The organism is Paenibacillus sp. FSL R5-0378 (assembly GCF_038009285.1).
GTDB classification, from domain to species: Bacteria; Bacillota; Bacilli; order Paenibacillales; family Paenibacillaceae; genus Paenibacillus_AQ; species Paenibacillus_AQ favisporus.
On the sequence record NZ_JBBPAY010000001.1, the window covers coordinates 6,032,203 to 6,058,140 of the forward strand.

Annotated in this window: 20 protein-coding genes; 10 read left to right on the forward strand and 10 right to left on the reverse strand. The window is 55.1% G+C overall.

Features of this window, described 5'->3' with window-relative positions:
* Positions 1-44: 44 nt before the first annotated feature.
* Together MKY74_RS28030 and MKY74_RS28035 are read right to left on the reverse strand one after the other, a co-directional pair.
* Positions 45-362 carry a metal-sensitive transcriptional regulator gene (locus MKY74_RS28030; RefSeq protein WP_089550326.1) on the reverse strand — a complete coding sequence of 106 codons (318 nt, stop codon included), beginning with the start codon at positions 360-362 and terminating at the stop codon, positions 45-47.
* Positions 363-524: 162 nt separating this feature from the next.
* The gene (locus MKY74_RS28035; protein WP_076170137.1) at positions 525-1,598 is read right to left on the reverse strand and encodes a lactonase family protein; all 1,074 of its coding nucleotides are present in this window, start codon (positions 1,596-1,598) and stop codon (positions 525-527) included.
* 370 nt (positions 1,599-1,968) lie between these two features.
* Here MKY74_RS28035 and MKY74_RS28040 point away from each other — a divergent pair, with 370 nt between their 5' ends.
* A complete protein-coding gene (locus MKY74_RS28040; protein ID WP_076169705.1) occupies positions 1,969-2,718 on the forward strand; it encodes an SDR family NAD(P)-dependent oxidoreductase in 750 nt (249 codons plus the stop codon).
* A 142-nt stretch (positions 2,719-2,860) separates the two neighbouring features.
* Positions 2,861-3,274, forward strand: coding sequence for a GNAT family N-acetyltransferase (locus MKY74_RS28045; RefSeq protein WP_341013315.1), 414 nt, complete (start codon positions 2,861-2,863; stop codon positions 3,272-3,274).
* A 37-nt stretch (positions 3,275-3,311) separates the two neighbouring features.
* Here MKY74_RS28045 and MKY74_RS28050 read toward each other — a convergent pair whose 3' ends face one another.
* The 6 genes from MKY74_RS28050 to MKY74_RS28075 form a co-directional block, all read right to left on the reverse strand.
* The gene (locus MKY74_RS28050) at positions 3,312-3,917 is read right to left on the reverse strand and encodes a pentapeptide repeat-containing protein (RefSeq protein WP_076169703.1); all 606 of its coding nucleotides are present in this window, start codon (positions 3,915-3,917) and stop codon (positions 3,312-3,314) included.
* Positions 3,918-4,175: 258 nt separating this feature from the next.
* Entirely contained in the window at positions 4,176-6,377 is a 2,202-nt protein-coding gene (locus tag MKY74_RS28055; RefSeq protein WP_076169702.1) for an alpha-L-rhamnosidase-related protein, read from the reverse strand.
* Positions 6,378-6,420: 43 nt separating this feature from the next.
* Positions 6,421-7,260: a carbohydrate ABC transporter permease gene (locus MKY74_RS28060; protein WP_076169701.1), complete on the reverse strand. Its 840-nt coding sequence runs from the start codon at positions 7,258-7,260 to the stop codon at positions 6,421-6,423.
* A gap of 15 nt (positions 7,261-7,275) precedes the next feature.
* A complete protein-coding gene (locus MKY74_RS28065) occupies positions 7,276-8,172 on the reverse strand; it encodes a carbohydrate ABC transporter permease (protein WP_076169700.1) in 897 nt (298 codons plus the stop codon).
* A gap of 119 nt (positions 8,173-8,291) precedes the next feature.
* On the reverse strand, positions 8,292-9,617 hold the full coding sequence (locus MKY74_RS28070; protein WP_076169699.1) for an ABC transporter substrate-binding protein: 1,326 nt from the start codon (positions 9,615-9,617) through the stop codon (positions 8,292-8,294).
* Between the two features lie 246 nt (positions 9,618-9,863).
* A complete protein-coding gene (locus tag MKY74_RS28075; RefSeq protein WP_076169698.1) occupies positions 9,864-10,874 on the reverse strand; it encodes a LacI family DNA-binding transcriptional regulator in 1,011 nt (336 codons plus the stop codon).
* A 224-nt stretch (positions 10,875-11,098) separates the two neighbouring features.
* Between MKY74_RS28075 and MKY74_RS28080 the strand changes: the two genes are divergently transcribed.
* The 7 genes from MKY74_RS28080 to MKY74_RS28110 all read left to right on the forward strand — a co-directional run bounded on the left by MKY74_RS28080 (position 11,099) and on the right by MKY74_RS28110 (position 20,320).
* Complete coding sequence (locus tag MKY74_RS28080; RefSeq protein ID WP_076169697.1) at positions 11,099-12,715, forward strand: helix-turn-helix domain-containing protein; 1,617 nt, start codon at positions 11,099-11,101, stop codon at positions 12,713-12,715.
* The gene (locus MKY74_RS28085) at positions 12,712-14,511 is read left to right on the forward strand and encodes a cache domain-containing sensor histidine kinase (protein ID WP_076169696.1); all 1,800 of its coding nucleotides are present in this window, start codon (positions 12,712-12,714) and stop codon (positions 14,509-14,511) included. Before MKY74_RS28080 ends, MKY74_RS28085 begins: the two co-directional genes overlap by 4 nt.
* A 5-nt stretch (positions 14,512-14,516) precedes the next feature.
* Positions 14,517-15,500: a substrate-binding domain-containing protein gene (locus MKY74_RS28090; protein WP_076169695.1), complete on the forward strand. Its 984-nt coding sequence runs from the start codon at positions 14,517-14,519 to the stop codon at positions 15,498-15,500.
* 29 nt (positions 15,501-15,529) lie between these two features.
* The gene (locus MKY74_RS28095; protein ID WP_076169694.1) at positions 15,530-16,825 is read left to right on the forward strand and encodes an ABC transporter substrate-binding protein; all 1,296 of its coding nucleotides are present in this window, start codon (positions 15,530-15,532) and stop codon (positions 16,823-16,825) included.
* 243 nt (positions 16,826-17,068) lie between these two features.
* On the forward strand, positions 17,069-18,451 hold the full coding sequence (locus tag MKY74_RS28100; protein WP_144025406.1) for an ABC transporter substrate-binding protein: 1,383 nt from the start codon (positions 17,069-17,071) through the stop codon (positions 18,449-18,451).
* 93 nt (positions 18,452-18,544) lie between these two features.
* Positions 18,545-19,447, forward strand: a complete 903-nt coding sequence (locus MKY74_RS28105) for a carbohydrate ABC transporter permease (RefSeq protein ID WP_076169693.1) — start codon at positions 18,545-18,547, stop codon at positions 19,445-19,447.
* Positions 19,448-19,474: 27 nt separating this feature from the next.
* Positions 19,475-20,320, forward strand: coding sequence for a carbohydrate ABC transporter permease (locus MKY74_RS28110; RefSeq protein WP_076169692.1), 846 nt, complete (start codon positions 19,475-19,477; stop codon positions 20,318-20,320).
* A gap of 162 nt (positions 20,321-20,482) precedes the next feature.
* On the opposite strand, the gene MKY74_RS28115 is transcribed toward MKY74_RS28110, so the two are convergent.
* Positions 20,483-22,183, reverse strand: a complete 1,701-nt coding sequence (locus MKY74_RS28115; protein ID WP_076169691.1) for a DUF4127 family protein — start codon at positions 22,181-22,183, stop codon at positions 20,483-20,485.
* Positions 22,184-22,655: 472 nt separating this feature from the next.
* Here MKY74_RS28115 and trhO point away from each other — a divergent pair, with 472 nt between their 5' ends.
* Positions 22,656-23,558, forward strand: a complete 903-nt coding sequence (trhO, locus tag MKY74_RS28120) for an oxygen-dependent tRNA uridine(34) hydroxylase TrhO (protein WP_076169690.1) — start codon at positions 22,656-22,658, stop codon at positions 23,556-23,558.
* Positions 23,559-23,778: 220 nt separating this feature from the next.
* Here the strand turns inward: trhO and MKY74_RS28125 are convergent, their stop codons facing one another.
* Positions 23,779-25,716, reverse strand: a complete 1,938-nt coding sequence (locus tag MKY74_RS28125) for a DUF2207 domain-containing protein (RefSeq protein WP_084203866.1) — start codon at positions 25,714-25,716, stop codon at positions 23,779-23,781.
* Between the last annotated feature and the right edge of the window lie 222 nt (positions 25,717-25,938).

Consider the following 25,938-nt stretch of genomic DNA (forward strand, 5'->3'; position numbering starts at 1 on the left):
AAAAGGATTCTTTCGAATCCTTTGATCATCCGAGCCGTATTCGATTATTTCATCAATTTATTAATCGTTATGAGCAGCTCGTCGATTACTTCATTCTCCCCGTCCTGAATGCGTTCGATCAGGCAGCTCTTCATATGATGCTCGAGCAGAAGCTTGCTGACCCCGTTCAAAGCGGATTGGACCGACGAAATCTGGTTCAGCACGTCGTCGCAGTACGTATCCTTTTCGATTAAGCCTTTAATGCCGCGGATCTGCCCCTCGATCCGGTTCAAGCGGCTGATCAGGTTGTTTTTCGTTTTGGGGGAATGGTGGCTCTTCCGTTCGCCTGTTCCGCAAGACTCGTGCTTGACGGATTCTTCCATGGTCTCTTCCACACGCATCCATCCTTTCTTACTGGCTATCTCTATTGTACCATCCGTTTCCCCGATTGATGAGTCCGGATCGTGCATCCGGTGTCCGGTTTCGTAAAGATCTTTGATCAGCCGGGCATCGAAAGCCCGCCGGATCTTCAGGGGAATATCGTTTTAGAAGCGGACAGCCCACACGCAGACCGGTTTGGACACTTCGACCGAATGGCCTGTATACGTTAATTTGCCGGTATCCTGGTCTACGGTGAAGAGCGTCAGGTTATTCGTATCCCGATTGGCCGCGATCACATGCTTACCGCCGGGAACGATGGAAAAATGGCGCGGGTGCTGGCCTTCCGTCGACACGTGCTGCACCGTTGTCAGCTTGCCGGATTCCGGATCGACCGCATAGACGACAATGCTGTCGTGACCGCGGTTGGAGCCGTACAGGAACCGGCCGTCGGCAGAAATCGTAATTTCCGCGCAGCCGTTATTCCCCGTCCACTCGGCAGGCAGCGTCGGCACGGTTTCCAGCGTCTCGAGCGTTCCGTGTTCCGCATCGTATTGAAAGGCTGTAACCGTCGAATTCAATTCATTGATGACATACGCGAATTTTCCGTTCGGATGGAAAGTCAGATGGCGCGGTCCGGCGCCTTTCTCCACCCGGGCGTCGCTCACGGGCACGAGCTTGCCTTCGGCTTTGTCGATCCGGTATGTACGGATGAGATCCAGACCAAGGTCGCACGCAAGCAAAAAGCGCTGATCCGGGCTGTAGAACGAGGAATGCAGATGCGGAGCCACTCCGCTGTAGTCGCCTTGTCCGACATGCTGCTGGATATCCAGCACGCTTCCCACCTTGCCGCCGGCGGCAAGCTCCACCAGGCTGATCGTGCCTTTATGATAGCTGGTCAGCGTCAAATATTTGTTGTTTGCGCTCCGCTGAATGTGGCATGCCGGACCGTTCAGTCCGTACGCCCGGCTGGCTTCGGTCAGCTTGCCTGTTTCCGGATCGATCGTATAAGCTGCGGCCTCGCTCGTCTTCGTTCCGTCTTCGTCTGCCGTTTCGCCGATCGCGTACAGCAGGTTTCCCGCCTGATCCACGTTCAGGAACGTCGGATTTTTGTTGCCGTCCACCTTGTCGAGCAGCGTCAGCTCGCCTTTCCCTTCATTCAATTCGTATACGTAGATTCCGTCGGATGCCGCTTCGGCATATGAACCGACGAACACCAGCATGCGATCGTTTGCTGTCATGATCACTTCGCCTCTCTCTTTGTGTTTGTATAAATGATTGTATCATTGTTAGTGGAATACGGCAAAAGGGGCTCAGCCTTCTTTTTCACCCATCCATAAGGGAAAGGGACGGATCATCGGGTCCATGGTGTAATTATCCTCGGGAAGGAACATAGTAATACGGTCGGTGTTATTGGCGGATGCGTGTAACGGGAATTGCTGCATCACTGGCGGATCTGTTCAATCGTCTTACAGTCATTATGGTACGGGCGACATCATCCTTAAACATAAGGAATATCTGGGATCACAGCCGGATGTAAAAATCATTACGGCGCTTCGGATAGAGCGATCGAACGCAAACAAACCCAACATCAGGAGGCTGATCAAACCTATGAAATTAGCGGATCATACGATTCTCGTCAATGGGGGCGCGGCGGGCATCGGCAGGGGGGTCGTTATGGCTCTCGCCAAAGAGGGCGCCAGGGTAGCCTTTTTCGACAGCAGCGAAGAAAAGGGACGCATCACGGAGAAGGAGGTTAGTGAAAGAGCGGAATGCATGTTTGTGAAAGTCAACCTGCTCGATAAAGATGAGGTCGCTCAAGGCTTCAAGCAGGTTATCGGAAGGTTCAAAACGCTCCACGGATTGGTGAACTGCGCGCAGGCTTCCAGGAACGTGCCCTTTCTGGATACGACTGAAGAAGAGCTCAGACTGGCGCTGCATACAGGCTTTCTGCCCGCTTTTCATCTGATGAAATGGAGCTACCCCTATTTAAAAGAAACGCAGGGCTCGATCGTGAACTTTGCATCGGGAGCGGCGCTCGAAGGCATGCCCACGCAAACCTCCTACGCAGCCGCCAAGGAAGCCCTGCGCGGCATTTCCCGCGTGGCGGCCAAGGAATGGGGGCCGGATCAGATCAATGTCAACATCGTCTGCCCGATCGCAGCTTCCGAAGGCGTGCTGGAATGGAAAGAGAAGATGCCCGAAGCTTACGAAAAAATGGTCAACAACATCCCTTTGCGGCGGCTTGGCGACTGTGAGCACGACGTCGGCCGGGTCGTCTGCTTCCTGCTAAGCAGGGACGCCAAATTTATTACCGGGCAAACCATCATGGTTGACGGCGGCACCATAATGCTGCGGTAGCGTTCAAGCTTGATGGGGAAGCAGCATCCCGCTGCGTGGATTGGCGGCTCCCGGGCACAGCGGTGTAAGCAAGTCGCCTGCTTGTCCGTTGAGCGGTGACACCTTCCATAGCTTCAGATATACTTGGGAGCAAAGGAGTGAGATGATGAATTCACACATTCAGCTAGGACATGGTGTCCCGGAAGCCGAGGAGTACAACAAGCTGCGGGTAAAAGCCGGTCTCAGTCCCAAGGATATCGAGGCCTCCCGCAGAGGACTTCAGGGCTCCCTCTTCATCGTGACCCTCCGCCTGGAAGGGAAACTGATCGGCATGGGCCGAGTCATCGGGGACGGCGGCTGCATGTACCACGTCGTGGACATCGCTGTTGATCCCGATCATCAAGGCCAAGGCCTGGGCAAGCGGATCATGGCCGAAATCACCGGCTACCTGGACCATAACGCTCCGCCCACCGCCTATGTCAGCCTGATCGCCGACGTGCCGGCCGACCGGCTGTACCGGCAGTTCGGCTTCGAGGAGACGGCGCCGGCATCGGTCGGCATGTACAGGCGGTTCTAAGGCGGAGCGGCCATCGGCGGCAGTCTCGGTGAAGTCCTTAGTCCACCTTGGCGCCGTAGGCCCGGGCTACGCCGACCGCCTGCTCCAGGTCGATCCGCACCCCGGTGAGGTCGATCGACCGGAAATCAAAGCGGTCCAGCTTCGCGCCCCGGAGATCCGCACCGTTCAACGCGGCCTTCGCCAGCCGGACGCCGCTCAAATCCGCCTCACGGAGATCCGCTTTTTGCAGATTGCATTCGGACAAGTCCGCCTCTACAAAACGGATGCCCCGCAGCTGCTGCTTGACGAGATTGGCGTGCCGCAGGTTCGTGTACGACCAGTCCCCGCCCTGGATTGTGATGCCGTCCAGCGATGCGCCGGAGAAGTCGCTGCCCGTCATTTTGCAATCCTCAAACTTGCTTACGAACAAATTGGCTCCCGCAAAGCGGCAGTTTGTAAACGCCGACCGGGCATGAACAGAAGCGTTCAGCGTCGCTCCCCCAAAGTCGCATTCGATAAACCGGCAGCCGGTCGTCCAGACCTCATCCAGCGCGGCTCCGCGAAAGCTGCACTGATGGAAGGTGCATCCCTTCAGTTCCCCTTCCTTCAGATCGGCTTGGCCAAAGTCCACCTTTACGTATTCCTCATCTATGTACTGATACATCCGCTCATCCCCCACGTTTTATTCGATAACCCTTAAGTTTGTTTAGACAGCTTATTTTCTATCCTATCAAACATATGTTCCTTTCTCAATCGTCGTGAAGCCTTATGGTGCACCATTCCGATGTCCTCCCCTGAAAAAAAACAAAAACAGAAGGCCGGGGTCATATCCCGGGCCTTCTGTTCTTTACCCTGCGTAACCATTGCTGGGAATGGTCTGTTTCTAATCGTCTGTACAGCGCTCTGAGGTGCTGCCGCCTGCTTACAGTGTCATCCGAATATGCGGCTCATCGCGGATCACCGTCTGGCCGGCCCATTCGAGGATAACTTTCAGGCCACCGGGATTCGCGATATCGGCATGCAGCCGTCCCGCCTCGGAGCGGAGCTCCAGGTCGATCACTGCCTGGCCGATATGCAGCTGCTGAAGCGTCATCTTTTTTCCATTCCAGACGGACGGAATGAGCGGCGCAATGTGCACGGTGTTCAGATGCGCATGCGGCTTAACGCCGAAGAAGTGGCGGATCAGCGGAACGGCCATCGCATACAGCGTCCATGCCTGGACTGCGCAGCCGTAATCCGGCGACATCTCGTTCATCGAGCCCGGCAGCGCCATCGAGAACGTGCGCATCATCCGCCGGAGCAGATCAAGCGACTCATCGGCAAAGCCGTATACCGCCTCTGCCACGGCGTGCACGCCCGTAGATATCGTCATCGTTTCGGTCCGGTATACCCCTGAGAGGTATGTGCCGTACGGACCAATGAATTCCTCCGTTCTCATGTTGCCGAGAGCCCGGACCGCCTTCTCCCGCTCCGCGATCCCCGTTTCCATCGGGGTCACGATCACCCAGTTTTTGTTCAGCAGCCAGCCGCGGTCTTCCTGCTCATCCTGCACCCGGCCCAGCACCCGGTTCAGAACGTCCCGGTAGCCCTGGACGCCGTGCTTCTCCGCAACGGACACCAGATGGTCGACCTTCGGCACAATGTCGCTCTTCGGAGCGACCGCATCGGCGTATAGGCCTTCCTCCTCGGACCAGTATACCCGGTTGATGGCTTTCTTCATCCGGTCTGCCAGCGCTTCGTACGCCTCCGCCCGCTGCCTTTCGCCAAGCGCCACGCTCATGCTGGCGAGAGCTCCGGCCGCCTGCGCCGAATACACAGCGGTATCGATCAATTCCATATTCAGGCCGGAAATTTCAATGATTCCGTAGCCGGATGGGAACAGATCGCCGTCCGGGTCCATTTCATGCAGCAGCCAATCCATACCCTGCACGCAAATGTTGTAGTTCTCTCTCAGCATCTCCAGGTCACCGGTCCAGGTGAACAGATCCCAGATCATCGTGATGAAATGGGCGGTTTCCTGCGTATTCCCCGGGTTGGCAACCACACCCATCGTCGTAATTTCGTGAACGATGCGTCCATTACCGTTGGCTTCCTGCGAAATGCTTCTGAGGATATCTACCGTATCCTTGGCGAGCCGAAAATCCCCCATAGCGGCAAGTCCCTGCACCGTATAGGAGTTGTCGCAGCCAAACCACCACGGATAATGCGGGGAGCCCGCAGTCAGGCCGCGCCCGATAAAATCGACCTTTTGCACGAGCCACTGCGTATTCCATTTGGTCCAGGAGAAGATTTCATTCAGCTCGTCTTCCCCCTCGATGATCAGCTTGGATTTCTGATCGATGCTCTCCAGCAGGCGCAGCTTTTGTTCAAACAGCCGTTCATGCTCCTGCTTGAGACGGTCGAACGTGGCGATGCATTCGTCTCGGGATGTGTAGGAGCCCGCGATAAAGGCGTGAAAAGCAAAGGTTTCGCCTGGATCCAGCTTCAGAGAAGCAGTGAGCGAAGCCCCGGAACCGCCGCCTGCGGTCCGCTCCGGGCCGAACAGGGCACGGTCTGTGGTCATCTGGACCGGTCCGATGCCGGGCATTTCAGCACCCACCATCACGTACCATTCGCTGCCGCTGTCTTTGGCAATCAGGGCCGATTCCGACACTGCTTCAAACCGGTCCTCTTCCCCGTCCTCGATACCGATTTGCTCCGAAAACCACACCGGGCGCAGATCGGAGCGAAAGAGCATTTCCAGCTCCAGCACCGTTTCCTCTGCCGCATAGTTTACGATTTCGTACCGGACGACCATGCCCTTTTCTTCGTCAGGCGCAAACTGGACGCGCTTCATCGAGACCGGGATATGACCCAGGCCATGATCGTAACGGAATTCCGCGCCCCAAGGATGATTGATGAACTCGTCCGCCTTGGACCAGACGGAAATGTTCCGGCGGTGATCGGTCAGCCGGAGCCAGAAGCCGTCCAGCAGCTTGATGGGATGAAGCCATACTCCCCCCATTTCACCGGCAACGTGATGTCCAAAGTCGGGGAAATAGCCGTCCTGCGTACCAACCGCCTTGATATATTCACCCGCCGTCAAATAAATCGGGAATGGATGCCTGCTGCTTTGCTTTATCATTCGGAATCTCCTCTTCTTCTTGTGTATTGGTCTTTCGCGAAGGCTAGCCCTTCATCGCGGACGAGAGGGAAATCCCCTCGATGAAATACTTCTGCAGGAAGAAAAACACGATGATCGCCGGCAGCATGATCAGCACGGTAGCGGCCATCAGCATGTTCCATTCGACGTTATAGAGCCCCTTGAACATGGACAGCCCCAGGGCCAGCGTATATTTTTCGTTCGAGTTCAAATAAATCAGCGGCCCCTGGAAATCGTTCCACACGCCCATAAAGGTAAAAATCGATACCGCGATAAGCGGCGGTTTGCTCAGCGGAAGCATGATCCGCGTAAAAATGCTCCACCGGTTGGCCCCGTCCATATACGCGGCTTCATCAAGGTCCCGGGGAATTCCCCGCATAAACTGCCGGATCAAAAAGATGTTGAAGGCGCCCCCGCCAAAAAAGGACGGAACGATCAGCGGCAGGAACGTATCGACCCAGCCCGCCTCCTTGAACATGATGAACATCGGAATCATCGTCACCTGGCCCGGAAGCATCATCGTCGCCAGCAGCACGAGAAACAGCCAGCGCTTGCCCTTGAATTTGAATCTAGCGAAGCCGTATGCGCACAGGGCTGAAGTAAACACCGTTCCGATCATGACCGGAATCAGGATCAGCACCGTGTTTTTCAGGAACAGAAAAAACGGCACCGCGGTCACTGCGTCCCGGTAGTTCCCCCACTTCCACGTTTTGGGGAAGAACGAATCCTGAAAGACCTCGGCCGGCGTTTTCAGTGAGGTGGATACGGTCCAGAGCAGCGGCACCAGGACGATCGCAGCGCCCGCAGTCAGCAGCAGCAGCGTCAGGATCCGCGACAAACTCCATTTTCGAATTGCCGTATGCATACGCGATCCCTCCTTTTAATCCCGGTCGTCATCGCCGTTGTAGTACACCCACATGGAGGAGCTGCGGATGACAATAAGCGTGAAGAACAGGATGATCGCAAATAAAATCCAGGATAAAGCTGAAGCATATCCCATTTCGTAGTTCACGAACGCCTTGTTATACAAATACAGGTTGTAGAACAGCGTTGAGTTGAGCGGGCCTCCATTTGTCATGACAAAGGCCTGGGTGAAGTACTGAAAGCCCCCGATGATCCCCATGATCAAATTGAAAAAAATCGTCGGGGAAATCATCGGCATCGTCACGCTGAAAAAGCGGCGGATGCTTCCCGCACCGTCTAGCTGCGCCGCCTCATGCAGCTCCTCGGGAACGCCCTGCAGCCCGGACAGGTAAATGATGATCGTGTTGCCGACACCCCAGATGCCCATGACGATCAGCGCCCCAAGCGCATAGCTCGGATCCTGCAGCCAGGCCGGACCCTGAATGCCGAACCATCCCAGCGCCCGGTTCAATATGCCGTATTCCGGATTGAAAATCATGATCCACATCATCGACACGGCTACGGCCGGAATGACCGACGGCATGAAATAGATCAGGCGGAACAGCTTCATGCCCCGGGTCCGCATGTTCAGCAGCAGCGCGATGAGAAGAGAGACAATCTGATATAAAGGGACGGAGACGAGGGCAAAGATGAAGGTGACTTTCAGCGACTGGTAGAACAGCTCATCGTGAAAAATCGCCTTGAAGTTGTCCAGGCCGACGAATTCGATCGATCCGATGCCGGTAATGATGTCCCACTTGCTGAAGGACAGGACAAACGAGAAAAGCATCGGACCCAGCGTAAACAGCAGCAGGCCCAGAAACCAAGGAAGAATAAACAGGTATCCCGCCCTTTCCGATCGTGAATTCCGCATAAAGTAACCTCCTTGATGATACGGATGGCGCCCGGCTGGTGCAGCACGGGCTGTTGCATCTGGATGTTCGACGAAGGAGGAAGCCATGAATCGGAGACTCATGGCTTCCTGTGTCATCCTTACTTCGCGATCTTGCTGTCCACATTTTTGGCCGCCTCATTTAAGGCGTCCTTCACCGTGGATTTATTCAGCAGCACCTTTTCAACCGCCTTATTGAATTCCTCCGTAAAGGTCGGCGCATTCGCCGAACGCATGGATATCGGCTTTTTGGCATAATCCATCATTTCGATGACCGGTTTGTCGACCACTTCCGTACTCTTGACCTGATCCAGCTCCGCAATGGTAGCCGGAAGCACCTGACCCTTTTCGGAGCGGGCCTTTTGCGCCTCGGTGCCGGACAGCCATTTCATCAGCTCATACGCTTCCTTCTTGTGCTTGCCGTTTGCGTTCATCGCCCAGCCGGCGGCGGCAATAATGCTTGCGCGTTCTCCGCTTGCCCCTTTCGGGATCAATGCCGAACCGTACTGCACGTCGGATTTGTCGAGATCGCCCTTGACCCAACGTCCGGTAATCATCATGGCCAGCTTGTCGGTCATGAACATCGACGAGTCCCCGCCCAGCGTCTCAGTGTCCTGCGGCGTCGGGGATACGCGGTCGTCGCCTTGCGCCAGCGCCACGTATTTTTCCATGGCTGCCACCGTCTTCTCGCTGTTCATGAAGCCTTCCGCTTTCGTTCCGTCTTCATTGCCGATGTCGGTTCCGTTCAGCCACAGGTATATGTAAATCGGATATTCCCATTTAGTTGCGTTAAAGCCGAATTCCTTGATTTTGCCGCTGCCGTCCTTCTGAGTCAGCTTCTTGGCTGCGCTGATCATGTCGTCCCAGGTCCAGTCGTCGGTCGGATAAGGGATCTTGGCGGCGTCGAACATGCGCTTGTTGTACCATAAAGCGAGCGGATTGAAGTCTTTCGGAAGGTAGTACAGCTTGCCGCCGATTTTGCCCATGTTCAGCAGATCCGGCTGGAACATATCCGTCTTGAAGGAGCTGTCCTGGCTGATGTACTCATCCAGAGGCTCCACCACGCCCTTGTCGACGTATTTGAAATAATCCCCTTCACCGATCAAAAAGACGTCCGGTGCCTGCCCCGCCGCCAGCGAAGTCGTCAGCTTCGTGGCATAGCCGTCTCCTGGAACCGGTTCAAACGTGACCTTGATGCCCGGGTGGGATGCATTGAACTCGTCGGCCAGCTTTTTCTCTACCGAATCGGCCGACAGCTCTCCCCAGGTCGTAAATTTAAGCTCAACCACCTTGCCGGACCCGCCGCCATCAGAAGAACCGCTCCCCTGGGCGCTGTCGTTTCCCTTGGAACCCGAGCCGGATGAGCAGGCGCTCAGGATGACGCTGAACAGCAGAACAAACGCAACACTTGCAGACCATTTTTTCATTGGATAGACCTCCCTGTTTTTTCACTGGAAACGATATGAAAGCCGTGCAACCCAATCACCTAAAAAATGAGTACTGATGCGGTCCCAAATCGATTTCGGAACCTTGAAAAAAATATTCACCCTCCCTGCAGTTTGGCCTGTCGGCTCCTTGTTGGCATGAAGGTGAAATGCATTGGTACCCTTGATCCGAAATCGATTTCGATTACCACAAAAAAATATGAAAATTTGAAAGCGCTTCCGTGCAAATTATAGCATCGCCGTCGTTTCCCTGTCAACCACTTGAAATGGAATTTTCAAATGTTTTCCTGTGCCTTTGTGCTCCAGCAGATGAATGACCTGCTCGAATGCCGTCATAGCCATCCGCTTAAAATCCTGCCTTACTGTCGTCAGCTTGGGTGACGTGTAGCTGGACAGCACGATATCGTCAAACCCGATCACGGACAGCTGCTCCGGTATGCGGACGTTCAGCTCGCGGCAGCGGTTCATGAAGCCGATCGCCATCAGATCGCTTGCGAAGAAAACGGCCGTCACGTCCGGATGATCCTGCAAATAGGACTCTGCAGAACCATAGGCATACTCCTCTGTATAATCGCCGTTAACGATCAGCCCTGGATCGAATTCGATGCCGTTTGCTTGCAATGCCTGTCGGTAACCCTTCAAACGCTCGTTGCTGACCACGGCAAAATTATGGCCGTTGACCATGCCGATCCGGCGGTGTCCGAGATCGACCAGATGCTGGATGGCCGCCTGAGCCGCCCCGACGTTATCCGTCATCACCGAACTGGTGTGGCTTCCCGTAATGTCAGCGTCGATCACGACGCACGGAAAATCACTGTCCACGATTTCCTGAAAATACGGATCGGTCGTCTTCAGTCCCGTTATAACCGCGCCCGATACCTTGTGCTCCTTGCAGAACTGCCAATAGGACTTGTCCTGCTGCTCCGACAGGTTCCGTGTGTACAGCAAAACCTCGTAATTGTAATGCGACGCCGCCTCGAAAATCCCCGTCATCATCTGAAACAGCACGCCGTCCTTGCCGCTTGAACCCTCAAAATTGGAGAAGATCAGCGCGATCGATTTCGTGACTTTTTGCTTCAGATTTTTGGCCAGCATGTTGGGGGAGTAGTTCAGCTCCTCGACCGCTTTCAGCACCTTTTTCCGCGTCTCCTCGCTCACGTCCGAATACCCGTTCAGCGCCTTGGAGACGACCGTCGTCGATACGTTGGCATGCTTGGCCACATCCTTGATCGTTGCCATGTTTCTCTCACCTCCCGTCCCGGCTTAATATTTTCATATTAAAGCATAGAGCTGGCATCATGTCAAAATACGGCAATTCGGACGTTCCATCTTTGACTCGCACATTCCCCATATCCACAAATCCGCTTTTACAGTATAATTATTCCAGCATTATTACGCTTTTGTGAACAAGGACCCTGGGTCCGGAAGCCTTACGGCATCGAACAAAAGACAGGGGGCATACCATGTACAAAGTATTCATCGTCGACGATGAAGCGGTTGTCCGCGACGGGCTGAAGCGAACGATCGGCTGGCAGGAGCTCGGCTTCGAGCTGATCGGCGATTACGCCAACGGCCGCGAGGCGCTGGAGGCGATCGATCTGAACATGCCGGATCTCATCATTTCGGACATCTCCATGCCGTTTATGGACGGTCTTGCGCTGACGGCCGCCGCTGGCTCCAAATATCCGCATATCAAAATGATCATCCTGACCGGTTACGACGAGTTCGAATACGCGCAGCAGGCCATTCGCCTCAAGGTTTCCGATTTTATTTTGAAACCGATTACTGCCCAGGAAATCCGCGAGCTGCTTCTGAAGGTCAAGACCGAGATGGACGAAGAGACGCGCAGGCGCGAGGATTTCAGCCGGCTCTACAGCCAGCTAAAGCAGAGCCTGCCGCTTCTAAAGGAGCGCTTCCTGGAGCGTCTCGTCGTTACCGGGATGAAAGCCGAGGAAGCACAGGAGCGCTTCCGCTATTTCGGCCTGACACCGCTGGCTTCGCCGTGCCTGGCCATGGTGGCTGATATCGACGATTTCGGCTCCCGTTCCCTGCAGAGCGAGAGCGGCCAGGACACGGAAATTCTACGCTATGCCGCTTACAACGTGTTCGAGGAAATCGCCCTCCGCGAGGACCTGCTGCTGTTCCGCACACGCGAGGAGCGCATCGCGCTGGTCGTCTCGGACGGCGCCGAGGATACCGATGTGTACGAAAAGGCGTTCCGGGTGGCCGAAGAAGCACGCTTCTACATTCATAAATATTTAAAATTCACCGTTACCATCGGCGTCGGACAAGCAGTACAGGCAGCGCAGCAGCTTCCCGCATCGTACACAAGCGCCCTTTCCGCGCTGGATTACCGCTTTCTGCTCGGCAAAAACCGGGTGATCAGCCTGCTGGACATGGAGGGCCGGCCCGCCCTCGCCGGGAGGCTCCGCGCGGATTGGGACCGCCAATTGGCTTCCGCCGTCAAGACCGGCTCCCTGGAGGAAATCCGCCAGCTGATCCGGGAATTCGTCTGCGACCTGAAACAGGGCATGGAACCGATGGATTCATGCATTTTTCACATCCAAAAGGTCATCCTTTCCCTCATGAACACCATTCAGGAGCTGGGCTTGCACGAATCGCGCTCGATCCTGCTGACCGACGTCTACAAATACAAAACGCTCGACGAGATCGAAGCCTGGCTCACAGAGACGGTCACCTCCGTCATGAACGCCGTTGCTGAAAACCGCCATCATTTGACCCGTATGCAGATCCGCAAGGCCGTCGACTACATCGAGACGCATTATGCCGATGAAGACATCTCGCTGCAGCACCTGTGCCGCCACGTCCTGATGAGCACCAGCTACTTCAGCCTCGTCTTCAAGCAGCATACAGGCGAAACCTTCGTCGAGTACCTGACCCGGACCCGAATGGACAAAGCCAAGGAGCTGCTGGCACACACCGGACTCAAATTTTACGAAATCGCCGGTCAGGTCGGCTACAACGACCCGAACTATTTCAGCATCCTGTTCAAGAAGCATGCGGGCATGACGCCGCGGGAATTCCGCGACAGGCAGGCCAAGGAGAGCTCGCAGCCATGACCAGACAGCGCGCCTCCCTCCTTCCTTTTTTGCCGTTTAAGAGCATCCAGTCGAGCATCTTTTTCACCTTCTCCTGCCTGATCCTGATTACCGTCCTGGTCATCAGCCTGAACAGCTACAACCTGTCGGTCGCCGCGATGGAGACCAATTCGGAGAGCTACGTCCAGGAAATCATCACGCAGGTCAACTCCAACATCCAGTCTTACATCGACAACATGGAAAATATCAGCCTCTTGGCCATGACCAACAAAGACGTCAAGTATTACATCTCCAACAACACGTTTATCAGCACAAGCGACCGGCGGCCGTACGAAAAGCGCATCTCCGACCTGTTCCAGGCCATCCTGTACTCGCGCAAAGATATCTCAGCCATCATGGTGTTCGGATACAACGGCCATTACGTGTCCGACCGCCGGATTACCCTGCTCAACCCGAACACCAAGCTGGAGGACCAGTCCTGGTACAAGGAAGCGAAGAGCAAGGGCGGACAATCCGTCATTTCGCCGCCTCACGTGCAGAACGTCATCCAGAACGAATACCGGTGGGTCGTCTCCCTCAGCCGCGAATTGAAGAGCACGGACGGGATCCGGGGCGAGGGTATTTTTCTCGTGGACCTGAACCTGAGCATCATCAACGATATTTGCAGCAAGATTAACCTGGGCAAAAAGGGCTACGTATTCATCGTCGACCAGAACGGGAACATCATTTACCACCCGCAGCAGCAGCTGATATACAGCAACCTGCGCACGGAGCAGATCGCCAAGGTCACCGGTGCCAAGAGCGGTACCTCCTTCACGATCAACGACGACAAGGGCAAGCGCATCTACTCGGTGCATGACACGAACTTCGGCTGGAAAATCGTCGGGGTGGCCTATGCGGACGACCTGATCGCGAACGAAGGCACGATCCGCAGGTCTATCCTGCTGTACGCCATCATGGGCATCCTCTTCTCCCTGCTGCTGTCGCTCGTGCTGTCATACCGCATGTCCAAGCCGATCCGCATTCTGCAGCGGGATATGAAAAAGGTCGAGCGCGGCAACTTCAATATCCGCACGAAGATCGACCAGCCGAACGAAATCGGCCAGCTCGGACGGTCGTTTAATTTGATGCTTGCCCAGATCAAGAACCTGATGCAGGAAATCATCCACAACCAGGAGAACAAACGAAAAAGCGAGCTGATGCTGCTCCAATCGCAGATCAATCCGCACTTCCTGTACAACACGCTCGATTCGATCGTATGGATGGGCGAGCAAAAGAAGCACGAGGAAGTCGTCCTGATGACCTCGGCTTTGGCCAAGCTGTTCCGCGCCAGCATTACGAAAGACAAAGAATTGGTGCCGATCAAGGTGGAAGTCGAGCATATCACCAACTATCTGCTTATACAGAAGATGAGGTACAACGAGCAGCTGGAATACGACATCGACGTGCCGGAGGAAATCAGAGGTTTCATGACGCTCAAAATTTTGCTGCAGCCCTTTGTGGAAAACGCCATTTATCACGGCATCCGCAACAAGCCCGAACCGGGGAAAATCGTCATCCGGGCCCGCGACCTGGGCCAGATGATCCAATTTGAAGTGGAGGACGATGGGCTGGGCATGACGGAGGAGCAAATCGGGCGCATCTGGAACCCGCCGGAGGACAGGACGACCGGCCGGACGAAATCCAGCGGCATCGGGATTGCCAACGTCAACGAGCGCGTGAAGCTGTACTTCGGCGATACGTACGGGATCCAAATCCGCAGCGAGCTGGAAGAAGGGACCTGCGTCACCATCACCATCCCCAAAATGAAGGAGTAACACCCATGCGCATACAACGTGCCACGCTGCTGTTGGCCATCATTTTTGTCATATCCTGCGTCTACATCATCCTGTACTTCAAGCTGTTTATTCCGACGCCCCCTCAGGAGCGAAGCGTGACGGTGATTCTCAAGGAGCACAACATCCGCTCCGAATTCTGGCAGACGGTGAGCGCCGGGGCCGAAGCGGCCGCCAAGGAGGCCGGGGCCAGCATCAGCATCACCGGCCCGCTGCAGGAGACGGACGCCGAGTCGCAGCTCCAGCTGTTGAAGGGCGTCCTCAAGCAGAAGCCGCAGGCCGTCGTCGTCGCCCCGATCAACGACGACCGCATCATGGACGAGCTCAAGAACATCCAGGATGAGGACATCCCGCTCGTCATTATCGATACGCCCCTCAGCCTGAAATCGCCGCCGGCCTTCGTGTCGAACGATCATGTCACTGCCGGCGTCCAGGCCGGCAAAGTGGCGCTGGAGCAGACCGGCGGTTCGCTAAGGGCAGTGATCATCAGCGATTTCGTGACGTCCGGCGTATCGGCCGAGCGGGAAAAGGGCATCCGCCAAGCGCTTGAGGCCTCGTCCTCGGCGATCTATGGCACGTTTTACTGCTCCGATTCCGAGGAGCGTTCGTACCTGATCGCCAAGACGCTGATCCGGGACCACCGCGACATGAACGCCATCATCGCGCTGAACGAATCCGCAGCCCTCGGCGCCGCCAAAGCGGTCAAGGAAGCCCATCGGACCGGGCTTGTCCAGCTGATCGGCTTCGACACGTCCGCCAGTGAAATCCGGCTGCTCGAGGAAGGCACCCTGAACGCGACCGTCGTGCAGCAGCCTTTTAACATCGGATATTTGGGCGTACAAACCGTGCTCGACCTCATCAACGGAAAAAAGGTCAAGCCGGAAACCTACACCAATTCGATCGTCGTCACCAAGGCCAACATGTATTCCCCGGAAAATCAGAAACTCCTCTTTCCATTTATCGATAAATAAACAATAACCATCGAAAGGTGCGAGAGCCGATGACTTCCCGTTTTCTGACCCGGCTTGCCGGGATCTCCCTCTGCCTGCTGGGCATTCCGGCGCTCCTTCTCTCCTGCTCCGGCCCGCAAGATTCCAAACCGGTGATGAAGCCGCCGGAGGAGCAGACTGCGCTCATCAATTTTGTCGCCTCCGAGTACAGCTCGGAGACGCGGCCCCTGCTCGAAAGCCTGGTGCAGGACTTCATGCTGAAGAACCCGTCGATCGTCATCAATTTGCAGGTGGCCAACTGGGATATCCTCGACGGCATCTATACTACGATGATCAGTAAAAATCAGCCGCCGGACCTGCTGAACACGAACGTGTACACACATTTTGCGAAGGACGGCCTCCTGAACGACATGGACGAGATCATTTCGCCGGAGCTGAAGCGGAAATTTTATCCGGACCTGATGAAGCTCGACCAATGGGACGGCAAGCAGTATGCCATTCCGTACGTTTCGTCCACCCGGAATATGTATTACAATCGGGACCTTTTCGAGGCGGCTGGCATATCCGAAGCACCGGCCACCTGGTCGGAGCTGAAAAAGGATGCCCTCAAAATCAAAAACACCGGCAAGGCCCACGGCTTCGGCGTCGATTTGAGCGATAACGAAATCCAGGCCTATCTCTCTTATTTCTTCCTTGGGGCGGGCGGCGGGTGGTTCCGTGACGGGAAATGGACGATCAATTCGCCGGAAAACGTCGAGGGCCTGGCCTTTCTGAAGGACCTGTACGACGAAGGATTAACCGATCCCGAGCCGACCGTCACCACCCGGGACGAGAAGCAGCGCATCGTCGGGGACGGGAAACTGGGGATGATGATTTCGGGCAATTATTTCGGCACCGTCATGCCGAGGGAGTTCCCGAATCTGAAGTGGGGCACCGGCCCTATTCCCGTCAAGGACGGCCGCAAGCCGCTCCTGTTCGGCGTGCATGATAACCTGGTCTCGTTCAAAACAGACCATACCAACAAGGAGGCGCTCTCCGCGTTCCTGGATTATCTGTATTCCAGCCCGGTGTATGAGGAAATCATCGCGCAGGAAGGCTTCCTGCCCGTGATGGAGGAGGCCGGAGCCAAGCTGTCAGCAGCGGATCCTATGGTGAAGCAGCGTCTGGCGGAGCTGCGGAAATCCAGCTTTTATCCGATCCAGCAGCCGGAATGGCAGTCGATCATGGATACCGCACGGAAAATGGGCGACGCGGTCCTACACGACCACGTCTCGCCGAAGGAGGCGCTGGACGAGCTGCAGCGTTACGCCGAGAAGGTGCAGAAGGAGGTCCATGGAACGGAGTAAGGGGAAAGCGGCAGCGGCCCAGCAGCACTGCACGGGGCCGCTCCACAACCTCACATTTTCCTGCCTCATCCCAAGTAGAAGATTATCCTCCTTTTTTCCCCACGAACAGAAAATAACAAAGAATTCATGGAAGATATTCGATAGAGCCTCTCCCCCCGAATCCTTATGATGGTTTTAGGCGCTGTAATCCAAGTTAGACAACCACTATGGCGTTGAACAATCACTTAAGGAGGGTTAGCTTTTATGATGTTCAAGAGACATTTGGCGGCACTCAGCCTTGCGGCTTTGATGATCGTCGCCCCGCTGGCCGGATGCGGCTCCAAGGACTCGTCTACTTCGACGAAAACCGAAGACGCGTCCTCCTCAACCACCGCCACAACGACCAACACCGATTCCAGCTCGAACACGACGAACGATGACAGCACCAAAAAACTGACCGGAGACTTTGAAATCCAGTACTTCGTCGGCGGCTACGGCGATAAGTGGTGGAAAAAGGTCATCGCCGACTTTAAAGCGGCCAACCCCGATTTGAACGTTAAAGAAAGCGGCGGGCCAAAAATCAACGACCAGATGAAGCCCCGCTGGGTCGGCGGCAATCCGCCGGACTTCGTGTATATTGACGGACCGAACCTGAACGACCGCCAAATGGTGGAGGACGGCCAGCTGGAGGACCTGACGGATTGGATGAAGGACGCCACGAACATCGACGGCACCAAAATCAGCGACATTCTGGCGCAGCCGCCGCAGCTGTTTGACGGCAAGGTCTACGACATCCCGCTCGTTTTGAACTCCTGGGGCGTGTTCTGGGACAAAGCCCTCTTCCAGGAAAAAGGCTGGGAAGAGCCCAAAGACTGGCAGTCCTTCTTGGCCGTCAGCGACAAAATCAAAGCGGCGGGCGTGACTCCGTTTATCCATACCGGCAAATATCCGTACTACATCAACGGTGCGATTTTGTACCCGGCGATCGTATCCGCCAACAACAACGATATTTCCATTCTGCAGGACATGGCCGATTCCAAAGTGGAAGCCTTCCAGCAGCCCGCCGTGCTGACCGCACTGAACAAAATCGTCGAGCTTCGCGACAAAGGCTTTATCGACAAAGCCTCCATCCAGATCAACCACACGGATTCGCAAATGCTATTCCTGCAGCACAAAGACGCCTTCATCCCGAACGGCCTCTGGCTGCCAAACGAAATGGCCAAGGACGTCCCGGGCGGATTCTCCTTCGGCTTCATTCCATCGGTGACGCAGGATTCAGGCGGCAAGGTCGTCGCCAACACTTCCACCGCCAACGTGGCGATCGCCAAGAACGCCAAAAACAAGGAAGCGGCCAAAGCATTCCTGCAGTTCATCTTCTCCGAAGCCCAGGCTTCGCAGTGGGCCGAGCTGAGCGGCGCTCCGTCCAACATCAAGGGCGACATCAGCAGCTCCAGCGCGCCAAGCCATGTTAAAGATGCAGCGCGGTATTTAACCGATTCCAACACCGTCGTCGTTCCGTCCATTACCTTTAACGCGGACGTGGATAAGGCGATGCAGGATGCCACGGATGCCCTGACCATCGGCAAAATTACGCCGGAAGAGTGGGTACAGCGCGTCGTGGACGTCGCCAAGAAAGTGAAAAAATAATGCGATAGACCGGCAGGAAACGCGGAGGATGACGGGGATGAACGCTCTCTGTTATCCTCCGTACATTTTAGGTGAAAGGCAGGGAGAACGAAGATGAAATTGGGGACGAACGCCTGGCAGCGCAACCTGTTTATCGCAACCTTCATCATTCCCACGTTCCTGTTCTTCTGCGTGTTTACGGTATACCCCGTACTGCAGGCGATGTATTACTCGCTGTATGACTGGTCCGGCTCCTCGGACAATAAAACGTTTATCGGCCTGGACAATTTCAAGGAGATGCTTCACGACCCCATCATCTGGATCGGGATGGGCAACGACTATTTTCTCGTCGCGGGCAAAATTATCGGCATCATGATTCTGGCGACGTTTTTTGCGGTCGCTCTGACCCGCTTCAAATTTCGGCTCGCCAATTTTTTTCGCTCGATTTTTTTCATTCCGAACGTCATTTCCGTCGTCGTCATCGGCGTCCTCTGGAATTTTATCTATAATCCGCAAATCGGCTTTCTGAACTCCTTCCTGTCCTTGTTCACCAAAGACAAAGTGGACATTACGTGGCTCGGCTTCACCAGCCACACGATCTGGATGCTGCTTCCGCCCGCCATCTGGGCCGGCATCGGCTTTTATATGATTCTCCTGATCGCCGCGATCCAGGGGATACCGGAATCCTACTACGAGGCCTCAAGCCTTGAAGGCGCTGGCCAGTGGCACCAATTCCGCCATATCACGCTGCCGCTGATCTGGGAACAGATGAAGGTGTCCATCCTCAACATTATGATGACCACGCTCAACGGCTCTTTTGTCATCGTGATGATTATGACGAACGGCGGGCCGGACAACACCACCCAGGTCATGGGGTCCTACTTGTATCAAATGGCCTTCACGCAGTACCACTTTGGCTATGGTGCGGCCATTGGCGTGCTGATTCTGGTCTTATCGATGATCACGACGATCATCCTGCAGCGGCTCATGCGCCAGGAAACGATCGAAATCAGCTGATTTTTCTAGGCACAGGAGGAACAAATAATGAAATCAGGCCTTTCCAATCCGATGGTCAAAATCGTGTTTTACGCCATCCTGATCCTGTGGGGCATATCGGTGATTTATCCGCTGCTGTGGACCCTGCTGGACTCGCTGAAAAACAACGACCAATTTTTCCGCAAAATGCCCTGGTCCCTGCCGGACTTTCCGCTGCTGTGGAGCAACTTCAGCTACGTGTGGCGGGAGTTCAGCTTCGGTGATTACTTCCTGAACTCCGTCGTGGTGACGATCGGTTCCACGCTGCTCGGGCTGCTGCTGTCGGCCACTACCGCCTACGTTCTGGCCCGCTACCCTTTCCGGGGAAGCACGGCGCTGTTCCTGCTTTACATTGCCTCCATGATGATCCCGTTCAGCCTGGCGCTCATCCCGCTCTTTTTCCTGATGAACTCCATGCATCTGACGAATTCTTCTTTAGGGCTGATCCTGGTGTATGCCTCTACGCTGATTGCGTTTGGCATTTTCGTGCTCGTCGGATTTTTCAAAAGCCTGCCCAAAGAGCTGGAAGAAGCCGCCGCCATGGACGGAGCTTCCTACTTCGGCATCTTCTTCCGGGTGATGCTGCCGCTCTCGCAGCCGGGGCTTATTACCGTGGGCATCGTCAACGTCCTGAACATCTGGAACGAATACATTATCGGCACGATTCTGGTCAACGATCCGAAGCACTATACCCTCCCTGTCGGCATCGCAATGATGCAGGCCCAGATGCAGTACCGTACCGAATGGGGCCCCCTTTTCGCCGGTCTGCTCATCACCATCGTCCCTGTCCTGATTATGTACATGTTCTTCCAGCGGCAGATCGCCAGCGGAATAACGGCCGGGGCCATCAAGTGATCCCGGGTTGCCGGGTGACATCGCTCACAGCCGTACAGAAAAAAGCCCGGAATCCCCGGGCTTTGTTTTTGTTCTGCACGTCAACAAGCTATGCGGTTGTATCCGTGCTCGCTCTGGCACCGGATGCCTGCAGCCCCCACGAGCCGCCAGTCGTTTCCCGCCCTAGCACTCTTTCAGCGTCACTTCCGGCCCCAGCGTAATCTCAAACGCCCGCTCCCAAATGAATGCCGGATTGTCGTAGTCCAGAGTCGCGCAAGCATACGTCGCATATGACCATCCGGACGGTTTGATCCGCCACACGTTCTGCGACACGCCGAGCTCGAAGGCCTTTCTGGCAGCCAGCGCCTCCGTGTTCGCCTGCATGCGTTCGCGAAGCATCTCGACCAGAACCTTATAGTCTTCCGGCGAGTTAAACAGGCGAATGTTTTGGTCCGCATACGGTACGTTGGAGTATAGAGTGTGTGCCCGCGAGTACGTCCGAATTTCGGCAATCGTGATCTTCTTATAGTAGTAGTCCTTGAGGAATCGCTTGAACAGCAGCGATCCGTGTGCATTCACTGCCTCCTGCAGCGCCGGCGGCCGCTTCTCCGTGCCAAGGTATACGAATCGGGCCTGGGCCATGCCGAGGGCCATACCGATTTTGTTGCCGGCCGTGTTCCACGCGCTGTATCCCAGAAGCTGTCCGGTGGACACGCTGTCGAGCAGCGCTTCGGTTACTGTCGCATCGGCGGCGCCTCCCCCGACAAAATCAATCACCAGCGTCGGGATCCGGCCGGCGCTGTTCTCTTCCATCCGGCTCACGGCGGCGCCGATCTCGCTGGCACTGGTCACCGCCACGATTTCGATATCATAGGCTGCCGTGTCAACGAACTCCCCGCCGACGATATCCACATGATGCCGGATATTATCGTGCACGCTCATATACTCGTAAGGATTGACGATGGTCGACCCGTCCGGCCCAAAATATTTGACGCCGTATTTCGGACGGGAGCTGTACCGGTGAAGCTCCTTCGCCATCCGGCCCAGCAGCGAGTATCCCAGCGCATCGGCATCGGGGAGAATAATCGCTTTGTCCGGATTCTGGCCGCCGGTGCCGCCCAAATGCTCATTCACAAAGGCTTCCAGGTAAGCAATCTCGTTAGCCTGTACCCCTTGGGTGTAGGAGTCATCCACCCCCACTGCGAGAAAATCCACGTATCCCTCACGGACGAGCCTTTCAATGATATATCGGTTGGTCTTGAATTTATGCCTTCTGGCATTATAGTACTGCTCTTTGTCAAAAAGGGTTGGCTCTCCAAACGAAGTGCCGTCGGGCTTCGTGTCATACCCTTCCAAAATGCCCTCGAACGTAGTTGCGACCGCCCGCGGCTGCTGGGCAAAGGCTCTGGCTTCATCGTATGCAGCCTGGGTCAGGCCTTCCACAAACACGGTGGTCGCCAGCCGCATGATCGTATCCAGCACATAGACCGGCTTATGCGGGTAGGCCCGCTTCACTTCCCGAACGACGTCCAGCAGTTTGGTGGTCTCGGGGTCGTAATCAGGGTAGGCGCCGCCCGCGCTTGAACGAAGCCGTCTGCTGCCGATTAACCCGCCGTAGGCCAGCATATCGGTCGAAATGATAAATCCGTCTGCCTGAGCGGCGTGTTCCCTGATAAAACGGCGGATATTCCGCGTCTTTCCGTACGTCGGCGATGAGGTGCTCACCAGCTGGCCGCCTTCGGCCACGGCCTTGGAATCGAGGCGATTGGCAATATCCTCGCGGTCGGGGACTATCAGCTGGATCCCTGCGGATCTCCCCTGCACGATCACATCATCCAAATTGGCAGGACGGTCGTCCAGCGGCACATAAAGCACTTTTTTCATAAGAGAACATCTCCTTTGCATGCTTGATTTGTCCTATTACGCGGCGCTGCTGAATACGGTTAAACTCAAGATGGCTTATCATGCCGAAGGAAAGCTTACTCCATGGACAGCTGCATCGGACTTCCGGATATCCGACGCTGCCGCGTCGTTCTTTAAGGGGAGGCACCTTCCATCTTCGGCTGATTCGGATCCGTGAACCTATAATATCATATACCGTTACGATACGCAATATAATATTTGGTTTTTTATTCCTCCAATGAGAAGGATAGCCGCCCTCTAAATTTGCGCAAGCAGACGGAGCATTTTCCAGTATTTCTCGGATTCATTCTCATCTATAGACCGCATCGAAATGGCGTCTTTCAGCTAAGCTATTAGGAATCCTCCCTTCACTTACTATACTTTCAAGTTGACTATGTATGCCCTGTTCATCTACAATATATAAGGTAAATTTACAAGAACAGGTGAAGAAGCAATGACAACGAAGCAAGAATACCGTATTTTGTTATATTATAAATTCGTCAACATCCCTGATCCTGAGCAGTTCACTGCGGAGCATCTGCAGTACTGCAAAGATCTGGGCGTCAAAGGCCGCATTCTGATCGCCTCTGAAGGCATCAACGGCACGCTGTCCGGCACCGTGGAACAAACCGAGAAGTATATGAACGACCTGAAAGCGAATCCGCTGTTCTCTGATATCGTCTTCAAGATCGATGAGTCGGAAGGCCATGCGTTCAAGAAAATGTTTGTCCGTCACAAGAAAGAGCTCGTCACGTTCCGTTACGAGGAGCCGCTTGATCCCAACGTCATCGGCGGGAAGCGTCTGTCTCCGGAAGAGTTCCATGAGCTGCTTCAGCAGGATGACGTCATCGTCCTGGACGGACGCAACAGCTATGAATACGAAATCGGACATTTCCGCGGCGCCATCCGTCCGGATGTCGAATCGTTCCGCGAATTTCCGGAATGGATTCGCAACAATATGAGCCAGTTCAAGGACAAGAAAATTCTGACCTACTGCACTGGCGGCATCCGCTGCGAGAAGCTGACCGGCTTCATGATCAAAGAAGGCTTTCAAGATGTTGCCCAGCTTGAGGGCGGCATCGTAACATACGGCAAGGACCCTAAAGTCAAAGGACATTTGTGGGACGGCAAATGCTACGTCTTTGACGAGCGCATTTCGGTGCCGATCAACCGTACGGAAGAGGACGTCGTGATCGCCAAGTGCATCCACTGCGGCAAAACGCATGACCGCTATATCAACTGCGCCAACCCGACCTGCAACAAACAGCATGTTTGCTGCGAAGAGTGCGAAGAGATCCATCAGTCCTTCTGCTCCGACGAGTGCCGGGACGTCATCATGGCGGCCAAGACCAACTGATCGGGTCCACCTATCCAAATAAACGGCAGTTCCTCTCTCTGAGAGGAGCTTGCCGTTTTTTTGTTAATACGTAGCGGGCGGAAAGCCGCTTTCTTCCATCCTCCAGGCATAAAAACAGCCCGTCCCTCGAATGCCAGGGAACGGGCTGCTGCGGATTTACGTGGTCATCTCAATCGTTATCGTTATTCCTTGGGCGGTGCAGTTGACGATTTGGCGTATGCTAGAACGCGCCGGTTCCCCCGCCTCCGCCTCCCCCGCCGTCACTGAAGCTGGAAGAGGAGCTGCTGCTGCTTCCTCCGACGCCCATCGGCTTCAGGAGCAGGTGATTTTGCGTATAATTCAGGGATTCCATAATTTCCACGCTGAATAGTGCGGGCACGGCTGCGGCCAAGGCGGCGCCTGACGTTCCGGTCTGCTTACGGTGTTTAATATACCGCGGAACGGTCCCAAGCAGGGCGGCATATTCCGCGGCCTGCTCTGTTTCCAGCGGTTCGCCTGCGTAGGACATCTCTCCTTTTCCGAGCGTACTCCGAAGTGCCTTGAGTGCATAACGATAGCGATGCGTCTCCCAGGACAGCACATGAACGGGAATGCTCCATACAAACAGAGCGGAACATACCGTCAGGATCAGGTAGTCGCCCGAAATATCATGCACGATTTGGGAGCCCATAATAAAGCATGCGAGCAGAAACAGGAAGATCCACAGCTTATTCCGGAAACGGATGGACGCCCATACCCCTCCGGCACCAAGCAGCACGGCGGTTAGCACGATCATGAGCGTGGACGCCGCGTCGGTGAACAGCAGATACAGCAGCAGGCCGTAATTCACCGCAGCCGTCAGCGGAATGAACAGCTTGAGCAGCGGATTAGGCCGGACCTGCCCCGAATAAGGCTGGGTACGCGACAGCAGCCTGATCCACTTCATCAGCCGGTCGGCATGCTTAACCGACTTTGCCCGGTACTGCTTGACGATCCTTGCGCTCTGCCGCTCCTTAAACGTTGGTCCCGCCAAGGAATCCAGCTTGAAGATCAGACTGCCGTTGATTTCTTCGAACAGCCAGCCGACAAGATGCTTCTCCGCCGGGTTGAGCTGGTCCATCCTGCCCGTAAAGGTGAACTGCAGCGTGAATTCGGGCGCCGTCGGCTCTTCCTGGAAGCGTTTGGAAGCCGGGACCTGCTTCACGGTCACGTAACCCTTCTGGCGCAGCGATAACAATCCGGCCATGAAGTCTTCCCTTTTTAACCGGCCTTTGCGCAGCATATACATGAGAAGCAGCGGATCCGCTTCATCGATGTCCTGCCGGGTGACATCCCCGCGCCGCAGCCAGGCCGAAATTTTTCTCCACGACAAAGCGTACAGCAGCGCACCTACAATGAAAACAGCCATGCCGACTTGCACAACCGGACGGATGGCGTTCATTCGATCGTCACGGGCGGCAAGCCGCTCCTGGTATTTCTGCTCGGCAGACAGCTGCTTTTGCAAAGAAACCTGTTCCTCGGAAGCCGTCATTTGGGATAGCTGATCCGGTGGAAAATAGACCACCATATGCGCCGTGCCGTCACTCTTCAAATCATCGGTTTCATAGTGAACCGCCGGCGGCCCTTCGCTTGTAATCTTCCCGCCCGAACGGTCATGCAAAAAGGCATGAACGTCTCCGTCCTTATAATCGCTGGGCATAAACAAGTCGACGGACACCTGGTGAAGATCCTCTTGGTTATTTTTGAAGAAGCTCCATTCCAGCTTGCCCGTTTCGCCATACCTGACTGCCGCATGGTCAATCCGGTAACGGTAATAAACCTGTTTCGTTTCGTTCTGCGCGGCATCGTATATGTAATACGTATCATCGTCGTCGTCCCATTGGACATCCAGCCGCTGCAAGTTTTCGTAGGAGAAACTGCCTAGCTTCGGATGTTCCGGGGGTACATAGGCTTCAAAAAATTCAACCCCCTTCTGATCCGCCCGATCAATCGCACGCGTCATTCCGTTAAAACTGCCCTTAAAGGTATACGTAAACAGTTCTTCGACATACAAGTCTCCATCCGGCCCGAGGTAAGCCCTGGATTCCACGCGGTCCATTGAGTAGCTCTTCTTGTCTCCGCAGCCGGTTATCCCAAGGACCAGGACTAGGCTGCCCAGCAGTAGCCACCATCTCCTCATGCGCTCACTCCCATCTCCATACTTCTTGCTCTCTCTACTGACTATGCACAGATTCAAAATGCCGCTTCCCTGTCATTCAAAGAGCTGTATTCTCCGTTTACAGCGGCTGCCATAGACCTTTGCTATTATATTAACAAATGCCCCCTAGTGGAAAACAAGTGCATATGGTACCAAAATATGAGTTTTTTCGCCATTTATTGTTGGAATATACGTCTTCCGTCG